At 72.1% G+C, this 20975-nt stretch carries 19 protein-coding genes and 1 pseudogene; 10 read left to right on the top strand and 10 right to left on the bottom strand.

The window, feature by feature from the left end:
• Positions 1-75: 75 nt before the first annotated feature.
• Positions 76-1332 carry a tetratricopeptide repeat protein gene (locus AB0D49_RS34205; protein ID WP_362765409.1) on the bottom strand — a complete coding sequence of 419 codons (1257 nt, stop codon included), beginning with the start codon at positions 1330-1332 and terminating at the stop codon, positions 76-78.
• 278 nt (positions 1333-1610) lie between these two features.
• Here AB0D49_RS34205 and AB0D49_RS34210 point away from each other — a divergent pair, with 278 nt between their 5' ends.
• The 4 genes from AB0D49_RS34210 (at position 1611) to AB0D49_RS34225 (ending at position 6032) form a co-directional block, all read left to right on the top strand.
• The gene (locus tag AB0D49_RS34210) at positions 1611-2264 is read left to right on the top strand and encodes a hypothetical protein (RefSeq protein ID WP_362765411.1); all 654 of its coding nucleotides are present in this window, start codon (positions 1611-1613) and stop codon (positions 2262-2264) included.
• The gene (locus AB0D49_RS34215; RefSeq protein WP_362765413.1) at positions 2261-3745 is read left to right on the top strand and encodes a hypothetical protein; all 1485 of its coding nucleotides are present in this window, start codon (positions 2261-2263) and stop codon (positions 3743-3745) included. Before AB0D49_RS34210 ends, AB0D49_RS34215 begins: the two co-directional genes overlap by 4 nt.
• Positions 3742-5394: a hypothetical protein gene (locus AB0D49_RS34220; RefSeq protein ID WP_362765416.1), complete on the top strand. Its 1653-nt coding sequence runs from the start codon at positions 3742-3744 to the stop codon at positions 5392-5394. The genes AB0D49_RS34215 and AB0D49_RS34220 overlap by 4 nt, the downstream gene beginning before the upstream one ends.
• A gap of 92 nt (positions 5395-5486) precedes the next feature.
• Entirely contained in the window at positions 5487-6032 is a 546-nt protein-coding gene (locus AB0D49_RS34225; protein WP_362765419.1) for an NUDIX domain-containing protein, read from the top strand.
• A 294-nt stretch (positions 6033-6326) separates the two neighbouring features.
• On the opposite strand, the gene AB0D49_RS34230 is transcribed toward AB0D49_RS34225, so the two are convergent.
• From AB0D49_RS34230 to AB0D49_RS34240, 3 genes are all read right to left on the bottom strand, one after another.
• Positions 6327-6539, bottom strand: coding sequence for a DUF397 domain-containing protein (locus tag AB0D49_RS34230; protein ID WP_362765422.1), 213 nt, complete (start codon positions 6537-6539; stop codon positions 6327-6329).
• A 67-nt stretch (positions 6540-6606) separates the two neighbouring features.
• The gene (locus tag AB0D49_RS34235) at positions 6607-6822 is read right to left on the bottom strand and encodes a DUF397 domain-containing protein (protein WP_362765425.1); all 216 of its coding nucleotides are present in this window, start codon (positions 6820-6822) and stop codon (positions 6607-6609) included.
• Positions 6819-7643, bottom strand: coding sequence for a helix-turn-helix transcriptional regulator (locus tag AB0D49_RS34240; RefSeq protein ID WP_362765428.1), 825 nt, complete (start codon positions 7641-7643; stop codon positions 6819-6821). The genes AB0D49_RS34235 and AB0D49_RS34240 overlap by 4 nt, the downstream gene beginning before the upstream one ends.
• Before the next feature lie 144 nt (positions 7644-7787).
• Between AB0D49_RS34240 and AB0D49_RS34245 the strand changes: the two genes are divergently transcribed.
• From AB0D49_RS34245 to AB0D49_RS34255, 3 genes are read left to right on the top strand one after another with little or no spacing between them, the layout of a single operon-like run.
• Positions 7788-8282 carry a hypothetical protein gene (locus AB0D49_RS34245; protein WP_362765431.1) on the top strand — a complete coding sequence of 165 codons (495 nt, stop codon included), beginning with the start codon at positions 7788-7790 and terminating at the stop codon, positions 8280-8282.
• Positions 8270-8767, top strand: a complete 498-nt coding sequence (locus tag AB0D49_RS34250; RefSeq protein WP_362765433.1) for a hypothetical protein — start codon at positions 8270-8272, stop codon at positions 8765-8767. Before AB0D49_RS34245 ends, AB0D49_RS34250 begins: the two co-directional genes overlap by 13 nt.
• Entirely contained in the window at positions 8764-8949 is a 186-nt protein-coding gene (locus AB0D49_RS34255) for a hypothetical protein (RefSeq protein WP_362765436.1), read from the top strand. The genes AB0D49_RS34250 and AB0D49_RS34255 overlap by 4 nt, the downstream gene beginning before the upstream one ends.
• Positions 8950-9021: 72 nt before the next feature.
• Here AB0D49_RS34255 and AB0D49_RS34260 read toward each other — a convergent pair whose 3' ends face one another.
• Entirely contained in the window at positions 9022-10626 is a 1605-nt protein-coding gene (locus AB0D49_RS34260; RefSeq protein WP_362765439.1) for a hypothetical protein, read from the bottom strand.
• 100 nt (positions 10627-10726) lie between these two features.
• On the opposite strand from AB0D49_RS34260, the gene AB0D49_RS34265 reads away from it, so the two are divergent.
• Positions 10727-13660 (top strand): BTAD domain-containing putative transcriptional regulator, encoded by a 2934-nt coding sequence (locus AB0D49_RS34265; protein ID WP_362765442.1) that lies wholly within the window; start codon positions 10727-10729, stop codon positions 13658-13660.
• Between the two features lie 120 nt (positions 13661-13780).
• On the opposite strand, the gene AB0D49_RS34270 is transcribed toward AB0D49_RS34265, so the two are convergent.
• From AB0D49_RS34270 to AB0D49_RS34290, 5 genes are all read right to left on the bottom strand, one after another.
• On the bottom strand, positions 13781-15352 hold the full coding sequence (locus AB0D49_RS34270; RefSeq protein WP_362765444.1) for a glycosyl hydrolase: 1572 nt from the start codon (positions 15350-15352) through the stop codon (positions 13781-13783).
• Positions 15353-15466: 114 nt separating this feature from the next.
• The gene (locus AB0D49_RS34275; protein WP_362765446.1) at positions 15467-16528 is read right to left on the bottom strand and encodes a hypothetical protein; all 1062 of its coding nucleotides are present in this window, start codon (positions 16526-16528) and stop codon (positions 15467-15469) included.
• Between the two features lie 180 nt (positions 16529-16708).
• Entirely contained in the window at positions 16709-17638 is a 930-nt protein-coding gene (locus AB0D49_RS34280) for a hypothetical protein (RefSeq protein WP_362765448.1), read from the bottom strand.
• A 61-nt stretch (positions 17639-17699) separates the two neighbouring features.
• The gene (locus tag AB0D49_RS34285; RefSeq protein WP_362765661.1) at positions 17700-18062 is read right to left on the bottom strand and encodes a DUF4913 domain-containing protein; all 363 of its coding nucleotides are present in this window, start codon (positions 18060-18062) and stop codon (positions 17700-17702) included.
• Positions 18063-18165: 103 nt separating this feature from the next.
• Positions 18166-19212, bottom strand: a complete 1047-nt coding sequence (locus AB0D49_RS34290; RefSeq protein ID WP_362765451.1) for an NlpC/P60 family protein — start codon at positions 19210-19212, stop codon at positions 18166-18168.
• 155 nt (positions 19213-19367) lie between these two features.
• On the opposite strand from AB0D49_RS34290, the gene AB0D49_RS34295 reads away from it, so the two are divergent.
• Together AB0D49_RS34295 and AB0D49_RS34300 are read left to right on the top strand one after the other, a co-directional pair.
• Positions 19368-19769 carry a hypothetical protein gene (locus tag AB0D49_RS34295; protein ID WP_362765454.1) on the top strand — a complete coding sequence of 134 codons (402 nt, stop codon included), beginning with the start codon at positions 19368-19370 and terminating at the stop codon, positions 19767-19769.
• Between the two features lie 455 nt (positions 19770-20224).
• A pseudogene (locus AB0D49_RS34300) lies at positions 20225-20968 on the top strand (DUF418 domain-containing protein); the annotation flags it as partial.
• Between the last annotated feature and the right edge of the window lie 7 nt (positions 20969-20975).

Consider the following 20975-nt stretch of genomic DNA (forward strand, 5'->3'; position numbering starts at 1 on the left):
CGGACGGGGCGCTACGGGAAGCGGTAGCCCGATCCGGCCATCGCCGGCAACGATCCACCGCGGATCGGGGGCGACTTATTCGAGGGCCGACGCTCGTTCGTCCAGTTCTTCGACTCCAGGTACGTCCCGCAGCCGGTACAGGCGGGTGCGCATGTCATGGACGGCGTCCTGGACCTTGATGGAGCGGATGCCGTCCGCACAGTCGAGGAAGTCGTTCCAGGAGGCGAGGGCGCCGTCCACGTCGTCCTGGCGGAGCCGGACGGTTCCGAGGTCGGCGAGGACGATGGCGCGGGTACGTCGGCGGTCGAGGCCGTGGACATCGAGCGCGTGGTGAAGGTGGTCCTGCGCGCTCGCGTAGTCGCCGAGCCGGGCCAGGATCATGCCGGCTTCGTGTGCCCACCGGCCGATGCTGTAGTGCGAGGCCCAGGAGTCGCTGGGGGCGCCGGTGGCGCGTTCGATGGACATCTGGGAGGACGCGAGGGAGCGGGTGGCGGTGGGTCGGTCACCGTCCAGGGCTGCGGCGTTGGCCAGGGTGGCCTGGTAGTAGGCCACCGCGCGGAGGTCGTCCAGGTTCTTGGCCTGGCTGACGCAGTCCTCGGCTATCCGGACGGCAGTCGCGCGGAAGCCGAGGTCGATGGCCTGGACGGCAAGTCCGCGCAAGGCTGTGGCGGCGAGTTCGGCGTCGCCGGCCTCGGAGGCCAGCCGGAAGGAGTGCGCGTAGTACTGCTGGGCGGCGCCCTGGCTGCCCTCGTCCTGGGCCATCCAGCCGGCCAGATGCACGAGTTGGGCGGTCGCGGCGAACAGCTCGCGGCCGATGGCCTCGGTCCAGGCGCCGTCCAGCCACGTGGAGACGTCCTCGTGGAGGTAGTGGACGGCGAGGTGCCGGGCATGTCCGCCGCCGAGTTCGGCCGCCGCGTCGCCGAGGGACTTGGTCATCTGGCGGACGGCTGCGACTTCGCCCCGACCGACCCGGACCTTCCCTCCGGCCTTCAGACGGACACGGCGGAGAAGGCTGTCCGGATCGGGCAGCCCCAGGGCAGCGAGCGCGTACGCGCTGGAGGCGGCCACGAATCCCCGGCGATCCACCACGTCCCTCCGGCTCAACTCGATGACGGAATCCACGGTATCGCCCGACAGCGGATCTTCCGGACCGGTCGGCGAACTGTCGCCTGCCTCTGGTAGCCGCAGCTCCAGGACCTTAATCAGGTACGGCAGCCAGTACGTGGGGACACGTCCACCGAGTTCCCAGCGCGACACCTGATCACGCCCCGGACCGGCGGCTCCCTTGCCCTCGGCGATGCCGAGTTCGCGGCCGAGGCGAGGCTGTGACATGCCTCTTTGCTTCCTGGCGGCTCTGATCAGCGTCCCGATCGGTGCGGTATCCGCTGACACGGCATCCCTCCCCTTGGCCGACACGGGCCGACAGGTGGCCGACGACTGGCCTACACCCTGGCAGCTTCTGCCCCTGTGTGCATGGTCGTTGACTGGCAGTCAGCCGCTCGCGGTCGGCGAGGACGTTCATTCCCCTCTCCGAACCGCCCACGCTCACGGGCATTGGTCCGTGTCCGGCGGCCCGAGCCCTACCCCCATCGAGGTTCAGGAGGCACGCCGTGCGCATCCTCGTCGACGGACTGGACATGTCGGGCAAGACCACCCTGGTCGCCACTTTGATCAAGGCTCTCGAAAGCCGGGGAGTCGCCGCAGTACGGCACCGCGGAATGCTCGCCGAGCACCACCCCGTCGAGCCGCTGCTGAAGAAGCTCCCCCTGGTCAGGCAGGCCCAGAGCAGTGCCATCACGGCGGCCTTCCTCGTCGGCGGGTACGCCCTCGACGGACTCCTCGCCCACATCGACCCGCCCCGGCCCGCCGACGCGGTGATCGTCCAGGACGGCTACGCGGACCGGACCATCGCCTTCGGCCTGGCGGGCGGCCCCTACCTCACGGCCGCCCTCGCGCTGTGGGCCAGCGGGGTGTTCGCCACGTTCGACGTGGCCGTGTACCTGCACGCCAGTCCGCAGGTGCGGCGCGAGCGGATGGATATGCGGGCGGACGTGGATGCCGCCGACCGCCGCAGCGTCGAGGACCCGCAGTTCGCGGCCCGCTTCAACGCGAGCCTGCTGAACTTCGTCGGCCGACGCCACCGCAACCTCCTGATCTTCGACACGGCCGAGCACTCGCCCGAGGAGATCACTGACCAGGTCCTCGCCGCCGCCGCCCTGTTCACCCTGCCGACCCCCGGGCCCGCATACAGGTGGACCGCATGACCTTGCCCATGCCCGGACACGACACCGGCCTGTGGCAGGCCGCCGAGCACGAGCTGGAGACCGCCCTCGGCGGGCGGTCGCTGGTCAGTGCCGAGCGGTTCGCCAGCAGTGGACGCACTTCGTACACCGGGCCGTCGCCGATCGCCGCTGCCCGCCCGGCGCTGGCCATCGGCTGCTACGAGCCGTGGGTGTCGGCCTCGCCCTTCGAAGCGCTGACGCTGGAGGGCCGGACCTCGCTTCGCGGCATCGCCCAGCGTCGGTCCTGGATGGCCGACCTGGACCGTAGTGCCCAGGCGGCTGTCCGCCGCCACAGGCGGCCGGTCATCGCGGCCTGGTACGCCACCGACCGGCTGCGGCGGTGGGCCGGGCCGCGCGGCACGGTGGCCGCCGTCGACGCTGTCCTGCGGGCGGAGGTCGAGGACAAGGCGAACTTCGGCGACATCCTCGACCACTCCGGCGTCCCGGCCGGCCTGCACCTGACCGGCGCCCGCATCGACGGCACCCTGCCCGGCCTGCGCGAGCTCCGTCGTCTCGTGCGCTCGAACCGGGTGGTGGTGCAGTGCGGCGCGGACTCCGGCGGCCGGGGGACCGTGTTCGTCAACGACGGAGCCGACCTGGCGCGGGCCGCCGAGATGACCGGCCCCTACCGGGTGACGGCCTTCGTCACCGGCTGGTCCTCGAACACCACCGTGCTGTCCGTCCCGGACCACGCCGGTCGCCTGCGGGTCTATGTCGACCGCCCGTCCCACAAGGCCGTCGGGGTGCCCGAGGCCGGGATCGCGGCGGGCAAGAGCGGCGGCAACACCTGGTGCCTGCCCTGGCCCGAGGACGCCGCCGCCCGCCTGGTCGACGCGGCCGTGCGGATCGCCACCTGGGCCTGGGACAAGCACCGGATGAAGGGCCTGTTCGGCATCGACGCCCTGCTGACCGCCGACGGCGAGGTGTTCCTCAACGAGATCAACTGCCGCAACCAGGGTACGACCGAGGTCTCGGCGGTCAACCAGCGACTGCGTGGCCTGCCCCCGTTCCTGATCGCCCACCTGACCACGATGCTCGACCACCCGGTCACCTGGCTGCCGGACCCCGACGACTTCAACTCGGCCACCGTCGGCGTCGCGACCGGGGCCGCCCCCGGGCCCTTCTACCTCAAGCTCCGCCACCGCGGTGAGGTGCCCGTCCACCTTGGCCCCCACCTCGCTCTGCCCGGTGTCTACCGCGTCCACGAAGGCCACCTTCGGTGGGTGCGAGCCGGCGCCCACCCGGCCGACGCCGGGCCCGGTGAAGTCCTGCTCGCCAACCTCCCCGCCCCTGGCGCCATCTGCGAGCCGGGCTCCGAACTCGGCACCGCCGAAGGCATCACCACGGCCGCCGACGCCCCCTTCGCCGACCCGCACACCCTCTCCAAGGCCAGCCGCGAACTCCTGGCCTCCTTCGACCAGCACCTCATTCCCGCCGACCACCAAGGAGGAACCGCCCCGTGACCACCGCAACGATGCCCAGCCTCCGCGACCAGCTCGCCGCCGTCCCCGACGACGCGCTCACCCGCCTGCAGTACCTCGCCGCCGAGGTCGGCTGTATCAACAAGTGCGCGATGTGCAGCCAGGCCGCCGGCAGCGACCTGTGGCGCTTCACCCCGCGCGGCCTCACCCAGCTGATGACCGCCCTCGCCGACGAGGCCGCCGCCCGGGGCGTGCGCATCGCCCAGGGCCGCATCCACCGCCCCGGCGTGGTCTTCCCCTACCTGGACAACGACATCAGCTCCTATCCCTACCTGGACACGTACGCCGAGCTCGCCCACGACGTCCTCGGGGTGAAGATCCGCACGTCGTCGGTCGGGTTCTCCGCCCAGAACGCCCGCCTGACCGAGATGCACCGACGCATCGTCGCCGGCCTCGGCGAGGTCTTCGACGGCATCCGCTTCTCCCTCACCCCGTACGCCACCGGCTACATCGGCAAGGCCCCCGGCACCTCACGCGACCAGTACACCGCCGACCTCGCCCACGCCCTGCGGATCTACCGGCCGCTGCTGGACCGCCTCGGCCACGGCGCCGCCACGGCCGCCGTCGAGATGCGCTTCGCGCCGCTGGTCGGCATCGCCGAGCTGACCGACACCCACATCGACGGCCACCACGTCCTGAAGGTCGGCCCGCACCTGCTGATCGCCGCCCAGCCCGACCAGGGCCAGCTGCCGGTCACCGTCATCGAGCGTCTGGACGAGCGCAACCAGCCGGTCCTCTCCACCCCCGGTCGGCCCTACCTCCACGTCACCGCCGACGCCGCCCAGCTGGACAGCGCCACCGTCCACGGCGCCCTCTCCGGCGTCCTGGCCGTGCAGCACCGGGCCACCCCCGTGGACCTGCACCGCTTCACCAACGCCGACGGCGACTACTACAGCGCCGACCCCGACTTCCACCCCGACGGCCGCTTCACCGCCCTGAACATCTACCCGGCCACCGAGACCCGGAAGAAGTCCGGCTACACCGATGCCACCCGCCACTTCCTGAACGCCCTGCTCGACCACAAGGCCGCCCGGGGCCTGGCCCGGCGCGAGGCGTTCCCGGATGCCACCGCGAGCGACATCGACGCCGTGCTGTCCGCCTTGCGCTTCAAGGCCCAAGCCCTCGACCCCGTCGACAAGGCAGCCGCCGCCCACCTGCGCGAGCGGGTGATCCCGATGGTCGGTGTCCACGCCCGCGCGCTCCTGACCGCTGGTTACCCGGCCGCCGAGTTCTTCTCCCGGGACTTCACCATCGACACCGGGCAGATCGTCAACCAGGGACGCGCCCTCCATCTCTTCCGGGGCCTGTCCGCCACGGACGGCGAGCCGATGACCCTGCGGGAGGAGCGCGGCTTCGGGCAGGCCGGCCTCTCCACCGTCCGCGGACCGATCTGGCGGATCACCCCGCTGCCCTGGACCGGCAGCCGCCTGCCGCTGGGCGTCACCGGCCGCAAGAACCCGCCGACCGAGCAGCCCACCGTCCTCATCGAGGAGATGGACCCCTGCCACCTCGCCCCGGTCATGCGCTCAACCGGCTGCCGGCTTCGCAGCTTCACTCTCACCGGCGTCGAGATCGAACACATCGCCCAGGCCGACGCGCGCTCGGCCCACGGCTTCCCCGGGGCAAGCTAGAGCTCACCACACCGAATCCACCCGGCTGTTGGGCCGGGAGGGCCCGCTGGAAACCTCCAGCGCAACCCCATCCCATCAAGGAGATCACCTCGATGAGCACCACCGAAGCGACGACGCCCAAGCCGTTCAGCAGGATCAAGGTCCGCGTCACCGGCCTGGTCTTCTGCGGCGACGACGTCGCGCTGCTGCGACGGGACCGGGCCGACTCCGTGCACTACACCACCATCGGCGGCAACGTGCAGGACGGCGAGGACTACCGCGAGGCCGTCCTGCGCGAGCTCGAAGAGGAGCTCGGCCTCGGGCGCGACCAGGCATCCGCCGAGCCGGAGCTGATCTGGATGGCGGACGCCCGGATCACCCGGCCCGGCCCGACCCCGCCGCCCCGCAAGTTCCACCTGATCTACCGGCTCCACGTCACCCCCGAGGTCCGTGCTCAGCTCGCCACCCAGGAGTTCGACGAGCTCCCCGACGGCAGCCACGAGGTCGGCACCATCGAGTGGCACGACTACCGCAAGGTCGATGGCCTGCCGCTCTTCCCGCCGATCGGCAAGCAGATCGCCGAACTCGACGGCCCCGGGGCCCCGGTGCGCAGGTTCGAGCTGGAGCCGATCACAGACCAGAACTACACCTGGATCTGACCTGTCCTGCGACCAGCACCGGCACGGCCGGGCAGCTCGGCCGGGTGCCCGACCGCGCCAGTCTCAGCGGGCATGCGGCAGGAAGCAGACATTTCCGCGGCCTTCGGCCGTTTGCTTGCGGAGCTGGTCGTTCTCGACCTCCAGGACCCGGAAGACGCGGGCCATCTGTGCGGCTTCCTGCTTGAGCTGCTGGTGTACGGCATCCCGGCCGCCGTCTTCGACCCCGACCCTTGGAACGACGGAGCCCCGTCCGGTATCACGCGACCGGACGGGGCTCTACGGGATCGGTCGGCGCTAGCCGACATCTGCGGTGCGCGCGAACGTCACCAGTCCCGCGAACGCTTCGAGGGAGAGCATGAGGACAGGTCCGTCAGGGTGCTTGCTGTCCCGGACGGGGACGACGCCGGTAGCGGACGCGTGAGAAGGGGCCCACTCAACGCACTGACCCCCGTTGGAGTCGCTGTAGCTGGACTTCACCCACAGGGGCGGAGAAGAAGTGTCGGTCATCGGGTGTACCTCTCATAGGCGGTTTGGTATCACGCGACCGGACGGGGCTCTACGGGATCGGTCGGCGCTAGCCGACATCTGCGGTGCGCGCGAACGTCACCAGTCCCGCGAACGCGTCGGGGGAGAGCATCAGGACCGGGCCGTCGGGGTGCTTGCTGTCCCGGACGGGGACGACGCCGGTAGCGGACGCGTGAGCGGGGGACCATTCAACGCAGTCACCCCCATTGGAATCGCTGTAGCTGGACTTGACCCACGTGTGTGCGGGCGGAGTTCGGGGGGTCATCGTGTGTACTCCTCAAGGGCTTTCCGAATGGTGCTGAGCGTGTCATCGCGGCCAAGGGCTTCTGCCCGTAGCCGATCGTAAGTGGCCATGGCAGCCGCCGTGATCTTGGGTGCGTCTTGCGGCCGTCCACCTTGCGGACCTTCAGCGTGAAGCACCATGGGCGCGCGCTCAAAGGTGAGTACCGTAAACGGGCGGCTTGTGACCGGCACGGCCGTGTTGGGTAGGAGCTGAAGAGACACGTTCCGCCGTTTCGCGTCATCCAGCAAGCGCTGGAGCTGGCTAGCCATTACGAGCCGACCGCCGACCGCGACCCGTAGGCACGCCTCGTGGAGAACCACCCAAATCTCTGGCGCGGGAGGGTCGGTGCGATCCATGATCTCCCGCCGTGCCATACGCGCAATTATCTTGGCTTCCACCTGCTCTTCCGAGAGGCGGGGAACGCTCATCCCGTACAGCGCACGCGCGTACTCCGGTGTCTGTAGAAGCCCGTTCGGGCACAGCGTCGAGTAGGCGAAGATCTGCCGCGCCTGACGCTCGTACTGGAGATACGGCACGAACCATGAGGGGTGGTCCCCCTCAAGCGCTCGAATGTACTGCCGAGCAAGCATCGTCCCGGTGCCGAAAACACCGTCGCACCCCACAGCGAACTTCTCACTCGGATGCAAGAGCGCTCGCTCAACCTTGGACACGTACGCCGCTGAGTAGCCGACCGCCTTCCCCAGTCCTGTTGTGGTGATCTTGCGTGCTGTCCTCAGCTCCCTTACATCGCGTCCGAAAACCTCAAAGGGACTCAAAATCTCGCCGGAACCGTCGAGATCCATGCTCTGACCTCCCATGCTTCTCTCGAAGCAGCCTCGAACGATGTTCGGGGCTGTGAGTAGACAGCCTCAACGCCCATCAGCATAGGGCTAGTTGTGCTCATCTGGTCACGCATTGAAACCGGCGGGTGACCGAGGGAGTAAGGCATGGCTGGCAAGCGCGACGCCGTGGCCGACGTGGACACCCGCCCAGGCCACCACTGGACGGGAGTTGAGGACGCGATGAAGCGGTTCGGTCTGTTCTTCGGGTGGCTGTTACAGGTGTTGCTGCCCCCTACCGGGCGTCGGCGGGCCGACCGGCCGGTAGGGGGCAGGCGGCACGGCGCGGGAGCGCCCGGGGACGCACCGGTGACCGTCGACATGCCGGTCAGGGAGCGTGCGTGGTCGCGTCCCGAGCGGGACCAGTTCGTGTTCGACGCCGGTACGGCGGTGCTGGTGCGGCCGTACTACCCGGCCGGTGAGGACGACCGTGCCCGGGAGCGGGAACGGGTCCGTGACTGGCAGGAGAGCGAGCGGGAACGGTGGCGTCGGCGCGCCCTCGCGTTCACGCTGCGGCGGGCCGCTGAAGACTCGGTGCGCGCTGTGTGCGCGGACGCGTCCACCCCGCAGACGATGCCAGGAGGTGGCCGGTGGTCTCGCTGACCAAGCCGGGCCGGTCCATGCCCCCGCCCCGGATGTGCGGCACGGAAACCGTGATGCCCGTCGACCTGATCGCGATCATGTTCGTGTCGGTCAAGGATTCCGCCCCGGACACCGTTGCCCGCTCGCTGCGCTGCTGTCTCCAGGAGCACTCCGGAGGCCGTCATCACGACCTGGTGTGGGAGTTGGACGATCCCAGCGACGGGGAGGTGTGGGCCCAGTGGGCGGACGGCTGCCCGCCCGACACGTTCCGGGTCGTGCCCGACTGCAACACGCCCTCCGGGCCGACGGCTGCCGATGAGGTGTGCACCCTGTTCGACGGTCATCCGGGCTGCCACACCTTCGAGTACACCGACCCCGTACAGGACGCACTCACCAGCGATCCGGAGTTCCAGCGCGAGGTGCGGCGGTTGCGGAAGCTGATCGACCGGCACATTCCCCGGCAGCCGTCCAGTGAGGGTGACGGCGGGGAGGTGGAGGCGCGGTGAACGCCGGTACTCCCCCCGCCCCGGGCGCCTCGCACCTGACCATCGAGACCTACCGGGTCCGTCCGGACGGCGAACGCCTCGACCGCACCCCCCTGATCGTGTACCGGCCCGGCGAGGTGCCCCCCCGGCATCGGCACCCGACGCTGGCCCCCGTGCCGTTGCCCGCGCTGCCGGATCGGTGAGGGTCCGCGCGGGGCCTGGTAGCGGCCCCGCGATCGCCCCTCCGCCGGACCACCTCCACGCGATCCTGACGGCTACCCCGGCACCGTGAACGTGACGGCCTCCAGATAGCGCTGGTTCTCCATCGAGCCGTTGAAGGCGAAGGCCGGGCGGGCGTCGGCACAGCCGTGCGTCCCCCAGTCGTAGCCCTTGACCTTGGCCGTGGCGCAGACCCTGCCGCTGCCGACGTTCAGAGCCATGCCCGATATGTACTTGATGGAGGTGTCACCGATGTAGATGTCCCGGCCGTCCCCGGTGACCGCGGTCCAACTCGGCTGCCAGTCGCCCTCGTTGTCGGTCGAATCGCTGTCGTACCGCACCGCGTTGGCGGCCGTGCCTCCGGTGTTGTACACCGCGAGGTTCAGCGCCTTGATCGCTCGGTTCTGCTTGGTGGTACCGGCGATCGTCCCGTCGCACACCGGCTTCTGCCAGCCGATCCCGGACACGAACGCCCGGTAGCAGATGTGCCGTCCGCCCGGATCGCTCTTGGCGAGCCGCTTGACCGCACTGGCCGCGGTGTCCGCCTTGGGCTTCGCCGTCACCGTCCGCACGCTCCCCGGCTCGGTCGCCGTCACCGTCACCTGCGGCGGCGGGGCCTTCTCGCCCTGCGGGTCGCGCTCGCTCGTCGACGGCGAGGGCTTCGGCGATGTGGAGGGCGACGGCGAGGCCGTGAGCGACGGCGGGGTCACCTCCACCTTGAACGTCGGCGCGGGCAAGTCCTTCTGCGCCGACGGGGACCCGGACTCCTGGACGCCGGTCCGCGCGGACGCCTGCTGGGGATCGTCCCCCGAGCCCCCGCTGCCGACGACCACCAGCGACACCACCACGATCCCGGCCACGGCGAGCGCCGCGGGCGCGACGATCAGAGGCCGCTGCAACAGCCCCGACGGCGTGTACTCGTCGTCCGACTGCCGGGCCCGCTCCTTGCGGTCGATCTTCCTGACCAGGGCCGGGGGCAGCGAGCGGTGCAGGGCGGAGACGGGGGCGGGTTCGGGGGCGGGTGCGGGGTCGTGGTCCCGGTCGTCCTCCGGGGCGTCGTCGTAGTGGTCGTCCTCGAAACGGTCGTCCGGGTCGTCGTACCCGTCGTCGTCGTCCTCGTCGTACCGTCCTTGGGAGGGGTCGTCGTCCTCGTCCGCGCTCAGGGGCGGGGGCTCGGGCAAGGTGTACGACGATTCGCCCGGATCGTCGTCGGCGGCGTCATCGTCGACGTCCCGCTTCGTCCAGTCGACCGCGAAATCGCCGTGACCGTCCGCTTCGTCGTCGTCGTCCTCGTCCTCCTCCTCGTACGCATCGTCGTCGTCCTCGTCGCCGTGCAGCTCGGGTACGTCCACGGGGACGATCACGGGTCCGAGGTCCGGTGTGGGCGCCTCGCGTTGTTCCAGTAGGCGGCTGGAGCCGTCCGGGGCGACCTCGATGTGCGCCACATACGCCGCGGACGGGTCCGAGATCGTGGCCGTCACGGTGCCGCCGCGTGCGTGGGCCCGGTCGTGCAGTGCGTCCAGGACCGCCGCGTCGGCTGTCTGACCGGCCTCGATCGTGACGGGACCGCCGTCGATCGTGGCGGAGCCGTCCCCGGCGATGACCACCGCGAAATGGTCGTCCCCCATGATGGGCTCGTCGAACTCCTCACCCCGGCTCATGCGCACTCCTCTCAGGCGTTGTCGGCGCTACCGCAACGGCCCCTGCTGGTCGAACGGTTCAATCGACGGGGGAAAACACGCGCTGTGTAGAGTGCGGCGCGTGAACCCCCGGGAAGAGTTGGTGTCCTTCGCCGTACTGGGGCCGGTCCGGGCCTGGCGGGGCGGACAGGAACTGGAGCTTGGCTCTCCGCAGCAGCGGGTGGTCCTCGCCACCCTGCTCCTGCGCCAGGGACGCCCCACCGGCCTGCATGAACTCCTGGACGCCGTATGGGGCTCCGCACCACCCCAGGCCGCCGTTTCGGTGCTGCGGACCTATGTGTCACGGCTGCGCAAGGTGCTGGAACCGGGCCGCGGTACGGCCGGGTCCCCGGTGATCGTCTCGGTCGGCGACGGCTACCGCGTACGGCTCGGCGAGGACGCCCTCGACCTCACCGTGTTCGAACGGCGGGTGGAGCGGGCGCACCGGCTGCGCTCCTCCGGCGAACCCACCGCCGCCGCCGCGCTGCTGCACACCGCCCTCGACGCCTGGCAGGGCGCGGCCCTCGCGGGCCTCCCCGGCGGCGCCGCCGAGACCGAGCGCTCCCGTCTCGGCGAGATGCGGCTCGGCGCGCTCGAAACGCGGCTGGCCGTCGACATCGAGCTGGGCCGGCACCGCGATGTGATCCCCGAACTGCTCTCGCTGACCGGTGCGCATCCGCTGCGCGAGGAGCTGAGCCGGCTGCTGATGCTCGCCCTGTACGGCTCCGGCCGCCGCGCCGAGGCGCTCGCCGTGTACCGGCGTACCTGGCACACCCTGAGGAGCGAGCTGGCCATCGAACCCGGCCCGGAACTGCGGCGGTTGCACGACCGGATACTCGTCGCCACCGACTCCGGGACGCCGGTCACCAGCGCAATGGAGCCGGTCGAGCCGAAGGCACCTCCCGAGGACCCGGACACCACCGGTCCCGCCTCCACGACGGACCCCGAATCCGGTCCCGAGTCCGGTCCCGACTCCGACCGGGCCGCCCCGCCGCCCCCCGCCCGTCCCGCCCAACTCCCCGGCGATCTGCTGACCTTCGTCGGCCGCCGACCCGAACTCGACAAGGTGCGGGCGCTGCTGCCCGCCCCCGGCAGCGCCCCGTCGACCGTGGTGATCAGCGCGATCGGCGGGATGGCCGGGGTCGGCAAGACCGCGCTGGCCGTGCACTGGGCGCACGAGATCGCCGACCGCTTCCCGGACGGGCAGCTCTATCTCAATCTGCGCGGCTTCGACCCGTCCGGCGCGGTCGTCGCGCCCGGCGAGGCCATCCGCACCTTCCTCGACGCGCTCGGCGTCCCGCCCAAGCAGATCCCCGCGGAACTGGCCGCCCAGGCCGCCCTGTACCGCACGCTCCTCGACCGGCGCCGGATGCTGATCCTGCTGGACAACGCCCGCGACGCCGAGCAGGTACGGCCGCTGCTGCCCGGCGCCCGCGGCTGTCTGGTGATCGTCACCAGCCGCAACCGGCTCACCGGCCTGGTGGTCGGCGAGGGCGCCCATCCGCTGACCCTGGAGGAACTCACCGTCGAGGAGGCGCACGACCTGCTGGCCCGGCGGCTGGGGGCGCGGCGGCTGGCGGCGGAGCCGGAGGCCACCGCGGAGATCATCGCCCGCTGCGCCCGGCTGCCGCTGGCGCTGGCCATCGTCGCCGCCCGCGCCGCCGCGCACCCCGCCTTCCCGCTCGCCGCGGTCGCCGCCGAACTGCGCGACAGCCATGGCAGCCTGGACGCCTTCGAGGCCGGGGACGACGATCTGACTACCGATGTACGGGCGGTGTTCTCCTGGTCGTACCAGGCGCTGTCGGCGCCCGCGGCGCGGCTGTTCCGGCTGCTGGCGCTGCACTGCGGCCCGGAGCTTTCGGCGCCCGCCGCGATCGGGCTGGCCGGGCTGACCCCGAAGGAGGCGCGGCGGCTGCTCGGCGAGCTGACCCGGGCGCATCTGCTGACCGAGCACTTCCCGGGCCGCTACACCCTGCACGACCTGCTGCGGGTGTACGCGGCCGAACGGGTCGCGGCGGAGGAGTCCACCGAGGAGCGGGACGGGGCGGTCGAGCGGCTGCTCGCCTGGTATCTGCACACCGCCGACGCCGCCTACCCGCTGCTCACCCCGAAGCGGCCCCGGATTCCGCTGGACCCGCCCCCCGAGGGCTGCCGGCCGCTGGAGTTCGCCGGGCACGAGCAGGCGTTGCAGTGGTGCGAGGACGAACGGGTCAATCTGGTCGGCGCGGTGCAGCAGGCCGCCGCCGCCGGACTGCACGGCATCGCCTGGCGGCTGCCCGCCGTGCTGTGGGGCTTCTTCTATCTGCGCAGTCACCACACCGACTGGCTGGACACCACCCGCACCGCGCTCGTCGCCGCCCGCGCCGCCGGTGACCGGGCGGGCGAGGCCCGCGCCCTCACGGACCAGGCCAACGCGCTGCGCGCGGCCACCCGCTACGACGAGGCCGTGGCCCATCTGCGGCAGGCGAAGGACCTCTTCCGGGAACTCGGTGACACCCAGGGCCGGATCTCCACCGTCAGCAATCTCGGTGACGCCTACCTCCAGGCGGGCCGCCTGCCCGAGGCCGTCGACCACATCCGCCGCGGACTGGCCCTGCACCGGCTCGCGGGCAATCCCTGGGGCGTCTCCATCACCCTGGCCAACCTCGGGGACGCCTATCAGCGCCAGGGCCGGTTCAGCGAGGCCGTCGACTGTCTGGAACAGGCACTGACCATGCTGCGGGAGCAGAGGAACCGCTGGGTGGAGGGCGTCGTCCTGGACCTGCTCGGCACGGTCCACGCCCGGCTGGAGCGGCCCACCGACGCCATCGCGTTCTACGAGGAGGCCCTCAAGACCCACCATGACGTGGGCAATCGCTGGGGCGAGGGCCACACCCTGGGCAATCTGGGCGATGTGGAGCTGGCCTCCGGCGACCCCTGGGCGGCCCGGGTCAGCTGGGAACGGGCGCTGGAGATCCTCGACGAGTTCGGCCACCCGGACGCCCGGGGGATACGCGAGCGGCTCGGTCGGCTCTGACATCCCGCCCCCCTTCCCGTCCCCGCGCTGCCGTTCTCATGGGCTGTCCCCACCCGCACAACGGCTCACGGGTGGGGACGGTTCAACGCAGGTGGGCACGGTTCACCACGGGGCAGCCGCTCAGCCCTCCACGCGGTACGCCTGACCGGAGACGTTCGGGACGGTCCCGTCGTAGAGCCCGGTCGGGCTGGTCTGGGTGGAGAGCGTGAACCACGCGTAGCGCTCCACGAAGTCCAGACCGTCGAGCATCTCGGTGGAGGACCGCACGAACGCGGCCTGCTCCTCAGCGTTCGGATAGCGGGCGGCGCCGGACGACCAGTCGATCAGCCCGTACTCGGTCAGCCAGACCGGCTTCCCGTAGCGGTCGGACACCTTCTGGAGGTAGTCCCGCAGATGGTTCACGGCGTCCGGCCCGAAGTCGGAGCCGTACCAGTGGACGGGGATGAAGTCGACGCGCAGCCCGCGCTCCGCGGCGCCCTTCATGAACCGGTCCAGCCAGCCGCCCTCCAGATCGGCGCCGGAGGCGACGGCCGGGGCGCCCATCCGCAGCCCCGTCGCCTGGAGCCGGGGCCACAGGTCGAGAGCCTGCTCCGGTGACATATTGGCCTGGTCCCGGTGGTCGGGCTCGTTGAAGGCGAGCAGGCTGGTGCCCTCCTGCTTGGCCGCGTTCAGCTCGGCGTCGGTGACCGAGCCGGGACCCCAGATCATCGGGACGTACTCGATGCCCGGGGGCTTGGCGAGCGGGCCGGTGGAGGACGCCCAGTTGTAGTACCAGGCGGCACCGGAGTTGGTCAGCGCCTCGGCGGCGCCGGGGACCGGGTTGAGGCTGACGCCCCGGGCGCCGCCGGTGACCTGCTTGTCGTCCGGCGCGGGCGCCGGGTCGGGGCCGGGCCGCTCCACCGGGTTCTGCGGGGAGGCGGCGGTGCCGGTGCCGAAGGCGACCGTCATGCCGGTGCACTCGGTGCACTGGCGGACCGTCTGGTTGCCGGGCTCGGTGTCCTGCTTCGACCAGGCGTACGCGGTCGGGCACTGTCCGCTGATCGCGTCGCTGTACGGCGTCTTGGCGTCCCGGTTGGGGTTGACGCAGACCAGCGCCCTGCCGGTCGCCGGGTCCTTGGTCAGGTTCTCCGGCGGACAGGCGGCGATCAGGTCCTTGGCACAGCCCATCGTCTGGCAGGGGCCCGACTCCGGCACCCGCACACCGTCCGGCGTGATGGTGACCGGCACGGACACCGCGTTGACATAGCTGACGTTGTACCAGGGCGCCAGCGCGTCCCTCGGATCGAAGTTGAACTCGGCGAGGCTGGTGGGCTGTTCACCGGTGACACAGCGGTCGGCGTACGGTCCGCAGTCCCCGACCACGCACTTGAACGTCGACCCGTCCTCCCCGCTGCATCCCTGGCGGGCGAAGAACTTCCCGCGCCAGTGCCCGGCCCCGGCGTGCTCCGGGACGGTGATGGTCGCGGACTGCCCGGGGTCCAGCTTGGGCAGCCCGGTCAGCGCGGCCGACCCGTCGGCGTTGACGGTCGCCCCGATCCACAGGGGTTCGTCCGTACGGTTCTGGAACGTCACGGTGTGATCCGCGCCGCCGACGTCGGCCGCGTTCTCGCTGTTGATGGACGTACCGCCGCGCTGCCACTGGATGACCGCGGTGGTGCCGCCGACCCCGGCGATCACCAGCAGCAGGGCCAACAGTAGTTGGGTACGTCTGCGCAGTTGGCGCATCGAACATGCCTTTCCGTGCGTCGTGTGGATGTGGGGGGGGTGACGCCGGGTGGGGCGGGCGGCCGGGAGGGCCCGGCTGGGTCAGCGCCCGCCCGGCCGGCGTGGAGTGCCCGCGCTCTTCCTGGCCCCGGTGGTGTTCCGGACCGGTTCGTGCGCGCGGGTACGGGCGGACGCGGTGTCCTGGCTCCGGGACTGCCGCGGGCTGCTCCTGAGGAACTCCCGCGCCTCGGGGGAGAGCGCGGCGGTGACATCGGCGCCGATGTCCGAGCGGTCGGGCGGGGGCACGTCCAGCCGAGGGGGGAGGGGCGACGTGGCTGTCACTGGAGACACGGGGGAGACGGGGGACACCGGGAAGGGCGTGGGGGGTTCGGAGAGCAGCGGGGACACCGGGGCGACGGGCTGGTGCTCGGGCTCCGCCTGGTGCGCGGGGCGCGAGGGCCGGGACAGTTCCTCCGCCGCGCGCCCCTGCGGCGCGTCCAGGGGCAGCTTCATCGGAAGCGGGGGAGGCGTGAACTCGTCGGCGGGTACGGCGTTCCGCCGCCCGTCGATCGGCTCCTTCGGCGGTCGCGGCGGCGGCACCTCGGACACGGGCCGTACGGCGCTCTCCTCCCCGCCCCGCCCGCCCCGCTCCCTGCGTTCCCGCTCGGTATGCCGGTTCATGTCCAGCGCGAAGAGATCCGGCTCCTGCCAGGCGCCGGGCTGCATGAAGGGCTGAGTAACGGGTTGCGCGGGAGGCTGCGTGTAGGGCTGAGCGAAAGGCTGTGCGGCGGGCCGCCCTACGGGGCCGGGGGCGCCTGCCTGGGCCGGGCGTGTCCAGCGCTCCTCGGCGGACCTGCGGTCGGAGGTGGTGGACCAGTGGTCGGCGTCCATGATCTCCTCTCTGGCCTCGTCCAGGGCGACGGCGGCCCGCCGCAGCGCGGGGTCGTCGGGCAGTTGCCGGCGTCCGTCCCGCTCGCGCGGACCGACGATGTGTCCCTGTGTGTCGTCGGGGCCGCGGTCGAGTCGCTCCTCCCTCCGCAGGGCCCGCAACAGGTCCCGGACCGCCACCAGCAGCCGGAACGTCATGTTCACGAGCTTGGTCAGGGTCCCCGGTGTGTAGAGGGAGTTGTCCTGTGCGGAGTGATCGTCGTCGTCGTCCGCCACGGTGTTCCCTCTCCGGTCGCAGGTGCTGACGGGGAGCGACAACGGCTGGGCCGGGGCGAGCGGTTCAATGCCGGGACCGCCGCCCCGTCCGGCTCGCGACGCCCCGGAGCGCACCGCCCGCCGCCCAGGGGGCGGCCGGGGAGACGCCGGGCGCCGCGAGCCCCGCCGGGGCGGACGGCGTCAGGCCGAGCGCTTCTTGCCGCCCGAGTTGTCCTTGCGCCGTTCGTACTTCTTGTCCGTGCCCGAGCGGCTGCTCTCCTTGCCCTTCTTGCTCCCGCGACTCGACCCCTGCTCCGACGTCTCCCCGCCGCGCTGGGACGACGACTGCGTCTGGGGCACGCGCGGCCGGTGCTGCCCGGCGTTGGTGGAGAACGCGGTGGTGTCGCCCCGGCCTTCCGAGCCCTGGTCGAGTTCGCCGCCGCGCTCGTTCCCGACGTCCTCCTTCTGCTTGCCCTTCTTGCGCTCCTGGTTCTCCTGGGCGACGTCGAGCCCGCCGGCGAAGGCGGACGCCGCGGTGCCCAGGGCTCCCGTCGCCCGGGAGGCCAACGGGTGGCTCTCCTTGATCCCGGCGCTCGTCGCGTTGAACACCGCGGCACTCATACGCGAGAGCGCGGCGGTGTTGTTCATGGTGAAGACCTCACCGGTCTGCTGGTAGTGCTGATAGCCGCGTATGCCGTCCCGGACGGCGACGCCCGCCCCGGTCACACCGGCCGCGACCTGAAGGGGCATCTCCTGCTCGGGAAAGGCGGTGGCGAAGGACGAGAACGCGTTGGGGGTGAAGTCGAGCAGGAGGTCCCTCATGAACTTCCGGTTCTCCCGCACCCACGACTGGGTCGCGTCCGACCAGCACTTGACCTTCTCCTTGGCGTGGTTGACGGAGAAGTACGTCCCCGTCGTCGCCTCGGGACCGGAGGCGAGGAACACACCCTCCGTGTTCTGGGGCAGTTCGGGCGCGCTCTCCGGGACCGGGACCGGCTCTATCTCGGTGTCGGTGATCCGGCGTTCACCGGTGGACCGGTCCTGCACCATGTAGGCGGAGTGGTAGCTGCTGGCGTTGGAGGCGTCACTGCCGTCGGAGCCGGACTGGGGTGATTCCGAACGTCGTGCCATGTGCCCTTCCTTCCACTGGGGATTGGACGGCAGGCACAACGTGACCCGCCGGGGCGGCGGTTCACCGTCGGCCGCGCGGCGGGCCGAACGGGTCCACCGCGTCGACCACGGGCGTGTCCTTCGGCCGGTGCGCGCCCGGCTTGCACCCGGCGAACGGGCCCTGCGGGTCGCGCAGGGCGTCCATGACCGCCGGAAGGTAGTCGCGGTGCCAGGCGGCCGGTCCGGTCAGGTCCGCGTCGGGCCCGGTCAGCTCCTCCCAGGCCAGCCACAGGCCGTGCAGCTGGGCGATCGCCTCCGCGTGCTCCCACCAGCGGGAACACCAAGGTGAGGAGGAGGTGACCTCCCGGCCGTACACCGGCAGCAGCACATGATGGGTCCACAGGGTCAGCCCGCGCAGGGCCTGGGCGTAGGCGGGACCCTCCATGTAGAGGATGAACGGCGACTCCTTGGGGGACTCGTCGGCGGGCGGATCGGGCGGACCGGCCGCTGGTGCGGGCGGGGTCGAGTCCCGGCCCGGGAGAGTCGGTTCACGCACCGGGCCGCACCACCCCGAGGATCGGCATCGACCCGGCCGGTGCGATCGACACCGTCCGGCCGGGCCGGGGCGCGTTGATCATCTGGCCGTCGCCGATGTAGAGCGCCACATGGCTGGCGTCGGCGTAGTAGATGATCAGGTCGCCGGGGCGCATCGAGCCGACCGGGACGCGGGTCAGGCCCTGCCACTGCTGCTGCGAGGTGCGCGGGATGGTCACCCCGGCCGCCAGCCACGCCTGGGAGGTGAGGCCCGAGCAGTCGTAGCCGCCGGGGCCCTCGGCGCCCCAGATGTACGGCTTGCCGAGCTGCCGCGCCGCGTACTCCACGGCCCGCTTCCCGGCGGCCGTGGTGGTGGTGCCGACCGTGTCCAGGACACCGGTGTCCACCCACGCGTCCTGCGCGGCGTTCGCCTCCCGGGTGTCCAGGTCGTCCAGCGCGCGCAGTTGCTCCGCTGCGAGGCTCGCCTCCAGCCGCTCGGCGGCGTCGATGCGCTGCTCGATCTTCTTGCGCTCGGTGTCCCGGGCCGTGCGGTTGGTCTTCAGGCGGCCCAGCACCTCGGCGGCCTCGCCGCTGCGGGCCCGCAGTTCCTCGCCGGTCTCGGTGAGTGCGGTGATCACGCCCAGCGTGCCCTGCTGGGCCTGGCGGGCCAGCGTGGCGTTGTCGAGGGCCCGCTCGGGGTCGTCCGCCAGCACGAACTGCACCTCGACCGGGAGACTGGCGCCGGTCCCGGACCGGTACTGGGAGCGGGCCGCCGCCCCGGCCCGCCCGGTCAGCCGGGACAGCTTGCCCTCGGCCTCCCGTACCTGCGTGCGCAGCGTGCCGACCCGCTTCTCCTGCGCGGTCACCTTCTCGTCGGCCGCGTTGTACTTGTCCGTGGCGACCGCCGCCTCCCGGTACAGGCGCTGGAGTTCGGCGCGCACCTCGGTGAGGGTGCCGGGCTCCGCCCAGGCCGGCTGCGCCGCCACCGCCGCCGTCAGGGCGAGGGTCAGTGCGGCGACCGTCGGCGTGCGGTGGCGCCGGGCGCGCGGCGTCCGTCTCATCGGGCCGGGGCTCCTCTCGTGGGGCGGGGCACGGATGTGGTCCGCCCACACAACGGGGCCGTGCGGCGGAGCGGTTCAAGGAGCCGGGAACCGTTCGGTGTCCGGGGCCCGTTGTGGAGTCGAGAGGGCCTGACGCGGGCCGGGGAGGGAGCCGTATGGGTGCCGGGTGGTCCGAGGCGGCGCTGCTCGCGGTGTGCACGGGCCTGGGGCTGTGCTGTCTGGCGCTCGCCCTGCGCGCCGCCGTGTTCGCCCTGCGCCTGCGGCTGCGCGGCACCCACGCGACGGGGACGGTACGGGCCAGACCGCGCCCCGACCCGCGCCCCGGCGGCCTGGTGGCGTTCCCGGACCACGGGGGCCGCCTCCAGATCGTGGACCCGGGGGCGTACGCCCCGCTGTGCGGGCTGCCCGGGGTCGGCGCCAGTGTGCCCGTGGTCTACCCGCGCACCCGGCCCTCGGCGGCCCGGCTGTGGAACACGGCCCATCTGCTGGCCCCGTCCCTCGGCTGGTTCGTCTCCGCGACCCTGGCCTTCGGGCTGGCCATCGCGGTGACACCATGACCGCCGGGGACCATGGCAGGCCGGTGGGGGGCGGGGGACCGGCGGCGGGCGGGCGGTCGTACGCGCGCAGCGGTGTCCGGGAGGCGCGCCCGGTCCGGCCGCCCGAGTCCGCCGGGGACGGCCGCCGGGTGGTGCCGCTCGACGCGCTCCGGGGCTTCGCGCTGCTGGGGATACTGCTCGTCAACGCCCTGATGTACGCCGGGCCGTACTACAGCTTCGGCGGCGGACCCGACGCGAGCGGGCTCGACCGGGTGGTCGCCTGGCTGGTCGCGGCGCTGGTGTCGGGCAAGTTCTATCTGCTGTTCGCCTTCCTCTTCGGCTACAGCTTCGTCCTCCAGGAACGTTCCGCGCTCCGCGCGGGCAGCCCGTTCGGGCCCCGGCATCTGCGCCGCGTCCTCGCCCTGTTCGCCCTCGGCCTGGCCCACGCCGTGCTGCTCTACCCCGGCGACATCCTCATGGCGTACGCGCTGCTCGCCCTGCCGCTGTACGCGCTGCGCGGCCTCGCGCCCCGGACGGCCGTGCGGCTCGCGGTGGTGCTGGTGGTGCTGCTGGGCGCGCTGCTGACGCTGGAGGGCCTGCTGGCCGTCGCCGTCGGGACGCCGGTCACGCCCGCCGAGTACGCCCCCACGGTCGCCGACACGATCGCCGCCCACCGCGGCGACTTCGGCGCGGTCCTCGGCGCCCACCAGGACCATCTGCCGCCCGCCATCGCCGCCAACGTGCTGTACGCGCCGGACGTGTTCGCCGCGTTCCTCGCCGGGCTGGCGGCGGCCCGGGTACGGCTCGTGGAGCGGCGCGCCGGGGACCGGGAGTGGCTGCGCCGCACCGCGCTGCGCTGGCTGCCGCTCGGCCTGGCCGGGGGCGTGGTCGGCGCGCTGTGCACCGCCGGGCCGCTGGACAGCCGCTGGTTCGACCTGGGCCAGGCGGTGTCCGTGCTGACGGCCCCCGCCCTGACCGCCGTCTACGTCTGCGGGCTGCTGCTGTTCCTCGGCGCCGCCCGCCGCCGGGCCGCCGTCCGCGTGGCGGGCGCGCTCGCCGCCTCCGGCCGACTGGCCCTGACCCACTACCTGACCCAGTCCCTCGTCCTCGCCCTGGTCTTCACCGGCTACGGCGCCGGGCTCTACGACCGGGTGGGCGCCGCCGCCGTCGTCGCGGGCTGCCTCGTCCTGTACGCCGCCCAGCTCACCGCGGGAGCGTTGCTGACCC

This window comes from Streptomyces sp. NPDC048290 (assembly GCF_040652095.1).
In the GTDB taxonomy this organism is placed as follows: Bacteria; Actinomycetota; Actinomycetes; order Streptomycetales; family Streptomycetaceae; genus Streptomyces.

Bases quoted from the DNA above. Each gene is read 5' to 3' on its own strand.
- AB0D49_RS34205 (WP_362765409.1), bottom strand. From the start codon at position 1,332: ATGTCACAGCCTCGCCTCGGCCGCGAACTCGGCATCGCCGAGGGCAAG.
- AB0D49_RS34215 (WP_362765413.1), top strand. From the start codon at position 2,261: ATGACCTTGCCCATGCCCGGACACGACACCGGCCTGTGGCAGGCCGCC.
- AB0D49_RS34225 (WP_362765419.1), top strand. From the start codon at position 5,487: ATGAGCACCACCGAAGCGACGACGCCCAAGCCGTTCAGCAGGATCAAG.
- AB0D49_RS34230 (WP_362765422.1), bottom strand. From the start codon at position 6,539: ATGACCGACACTTCTTCTCCGCCCCTGTGGGTGAAGTCCAGCTACAGC.
- AB0D49_RS34235 (WP_362765425.1), bottom strand. From the start codon at position 6,822: ATGACCCCCCGAACTCCGCCCGCACACACGTGGGTCAAGTCCAGCTAC.
- AB0D49_RS34240 (WP_362765428.1), bottom strand. From the start codon at position 7,643: ATGGATCTCGACGGTTCCGGCGAGATTTTGAGTCCCTTTGAGGTTTTC.
- AB0D49_RS34245 (WP_362765431.1), top strand. From the start codon at position 7,788: ATGGCTGGCAAGCGCGACGCCGTGGCCGACGTGGACACCCGCCCAGGC.
- AB0D49_RS34260 (WP_362765439.1), bottom strand. From the start codon at position 10,626: ATGAGCCGGGGTGAGGAGTTCGACGAGCCCATCATGGGGGACGACCAT.
- AB0D49_RS34280 (WP_362765448.1), bottom strand. From the start codon at position 17,638: ATGGCACGACGTTCGGAATCACCCCAGTCCGGCTCCGACGGCAGTGAC.
- AB0D49_RS34285 (WP_362765661.1), bottom strand. From the start codon at position 18,062: ATGGAGGGTCCCGCCTACGCCCAGGCCCTGCGCGGGCTGACCCTGTGG.
- AB0D49_RS34290 (WP_362765451.1), bottom strand. From the start codon at position 19,212: ATGAGACGGACGCCGCGCGCCCGGCGCCACCGCACGCCGACGGTCGCC.
- AB0D49_RS34295 (WP_362765454.1), top strand. From the start codon at position 19,368: ATGGGTGCCGGGTGGTCCGAGGCGGCGCTGCTCGCGGTGTGCACGGGC.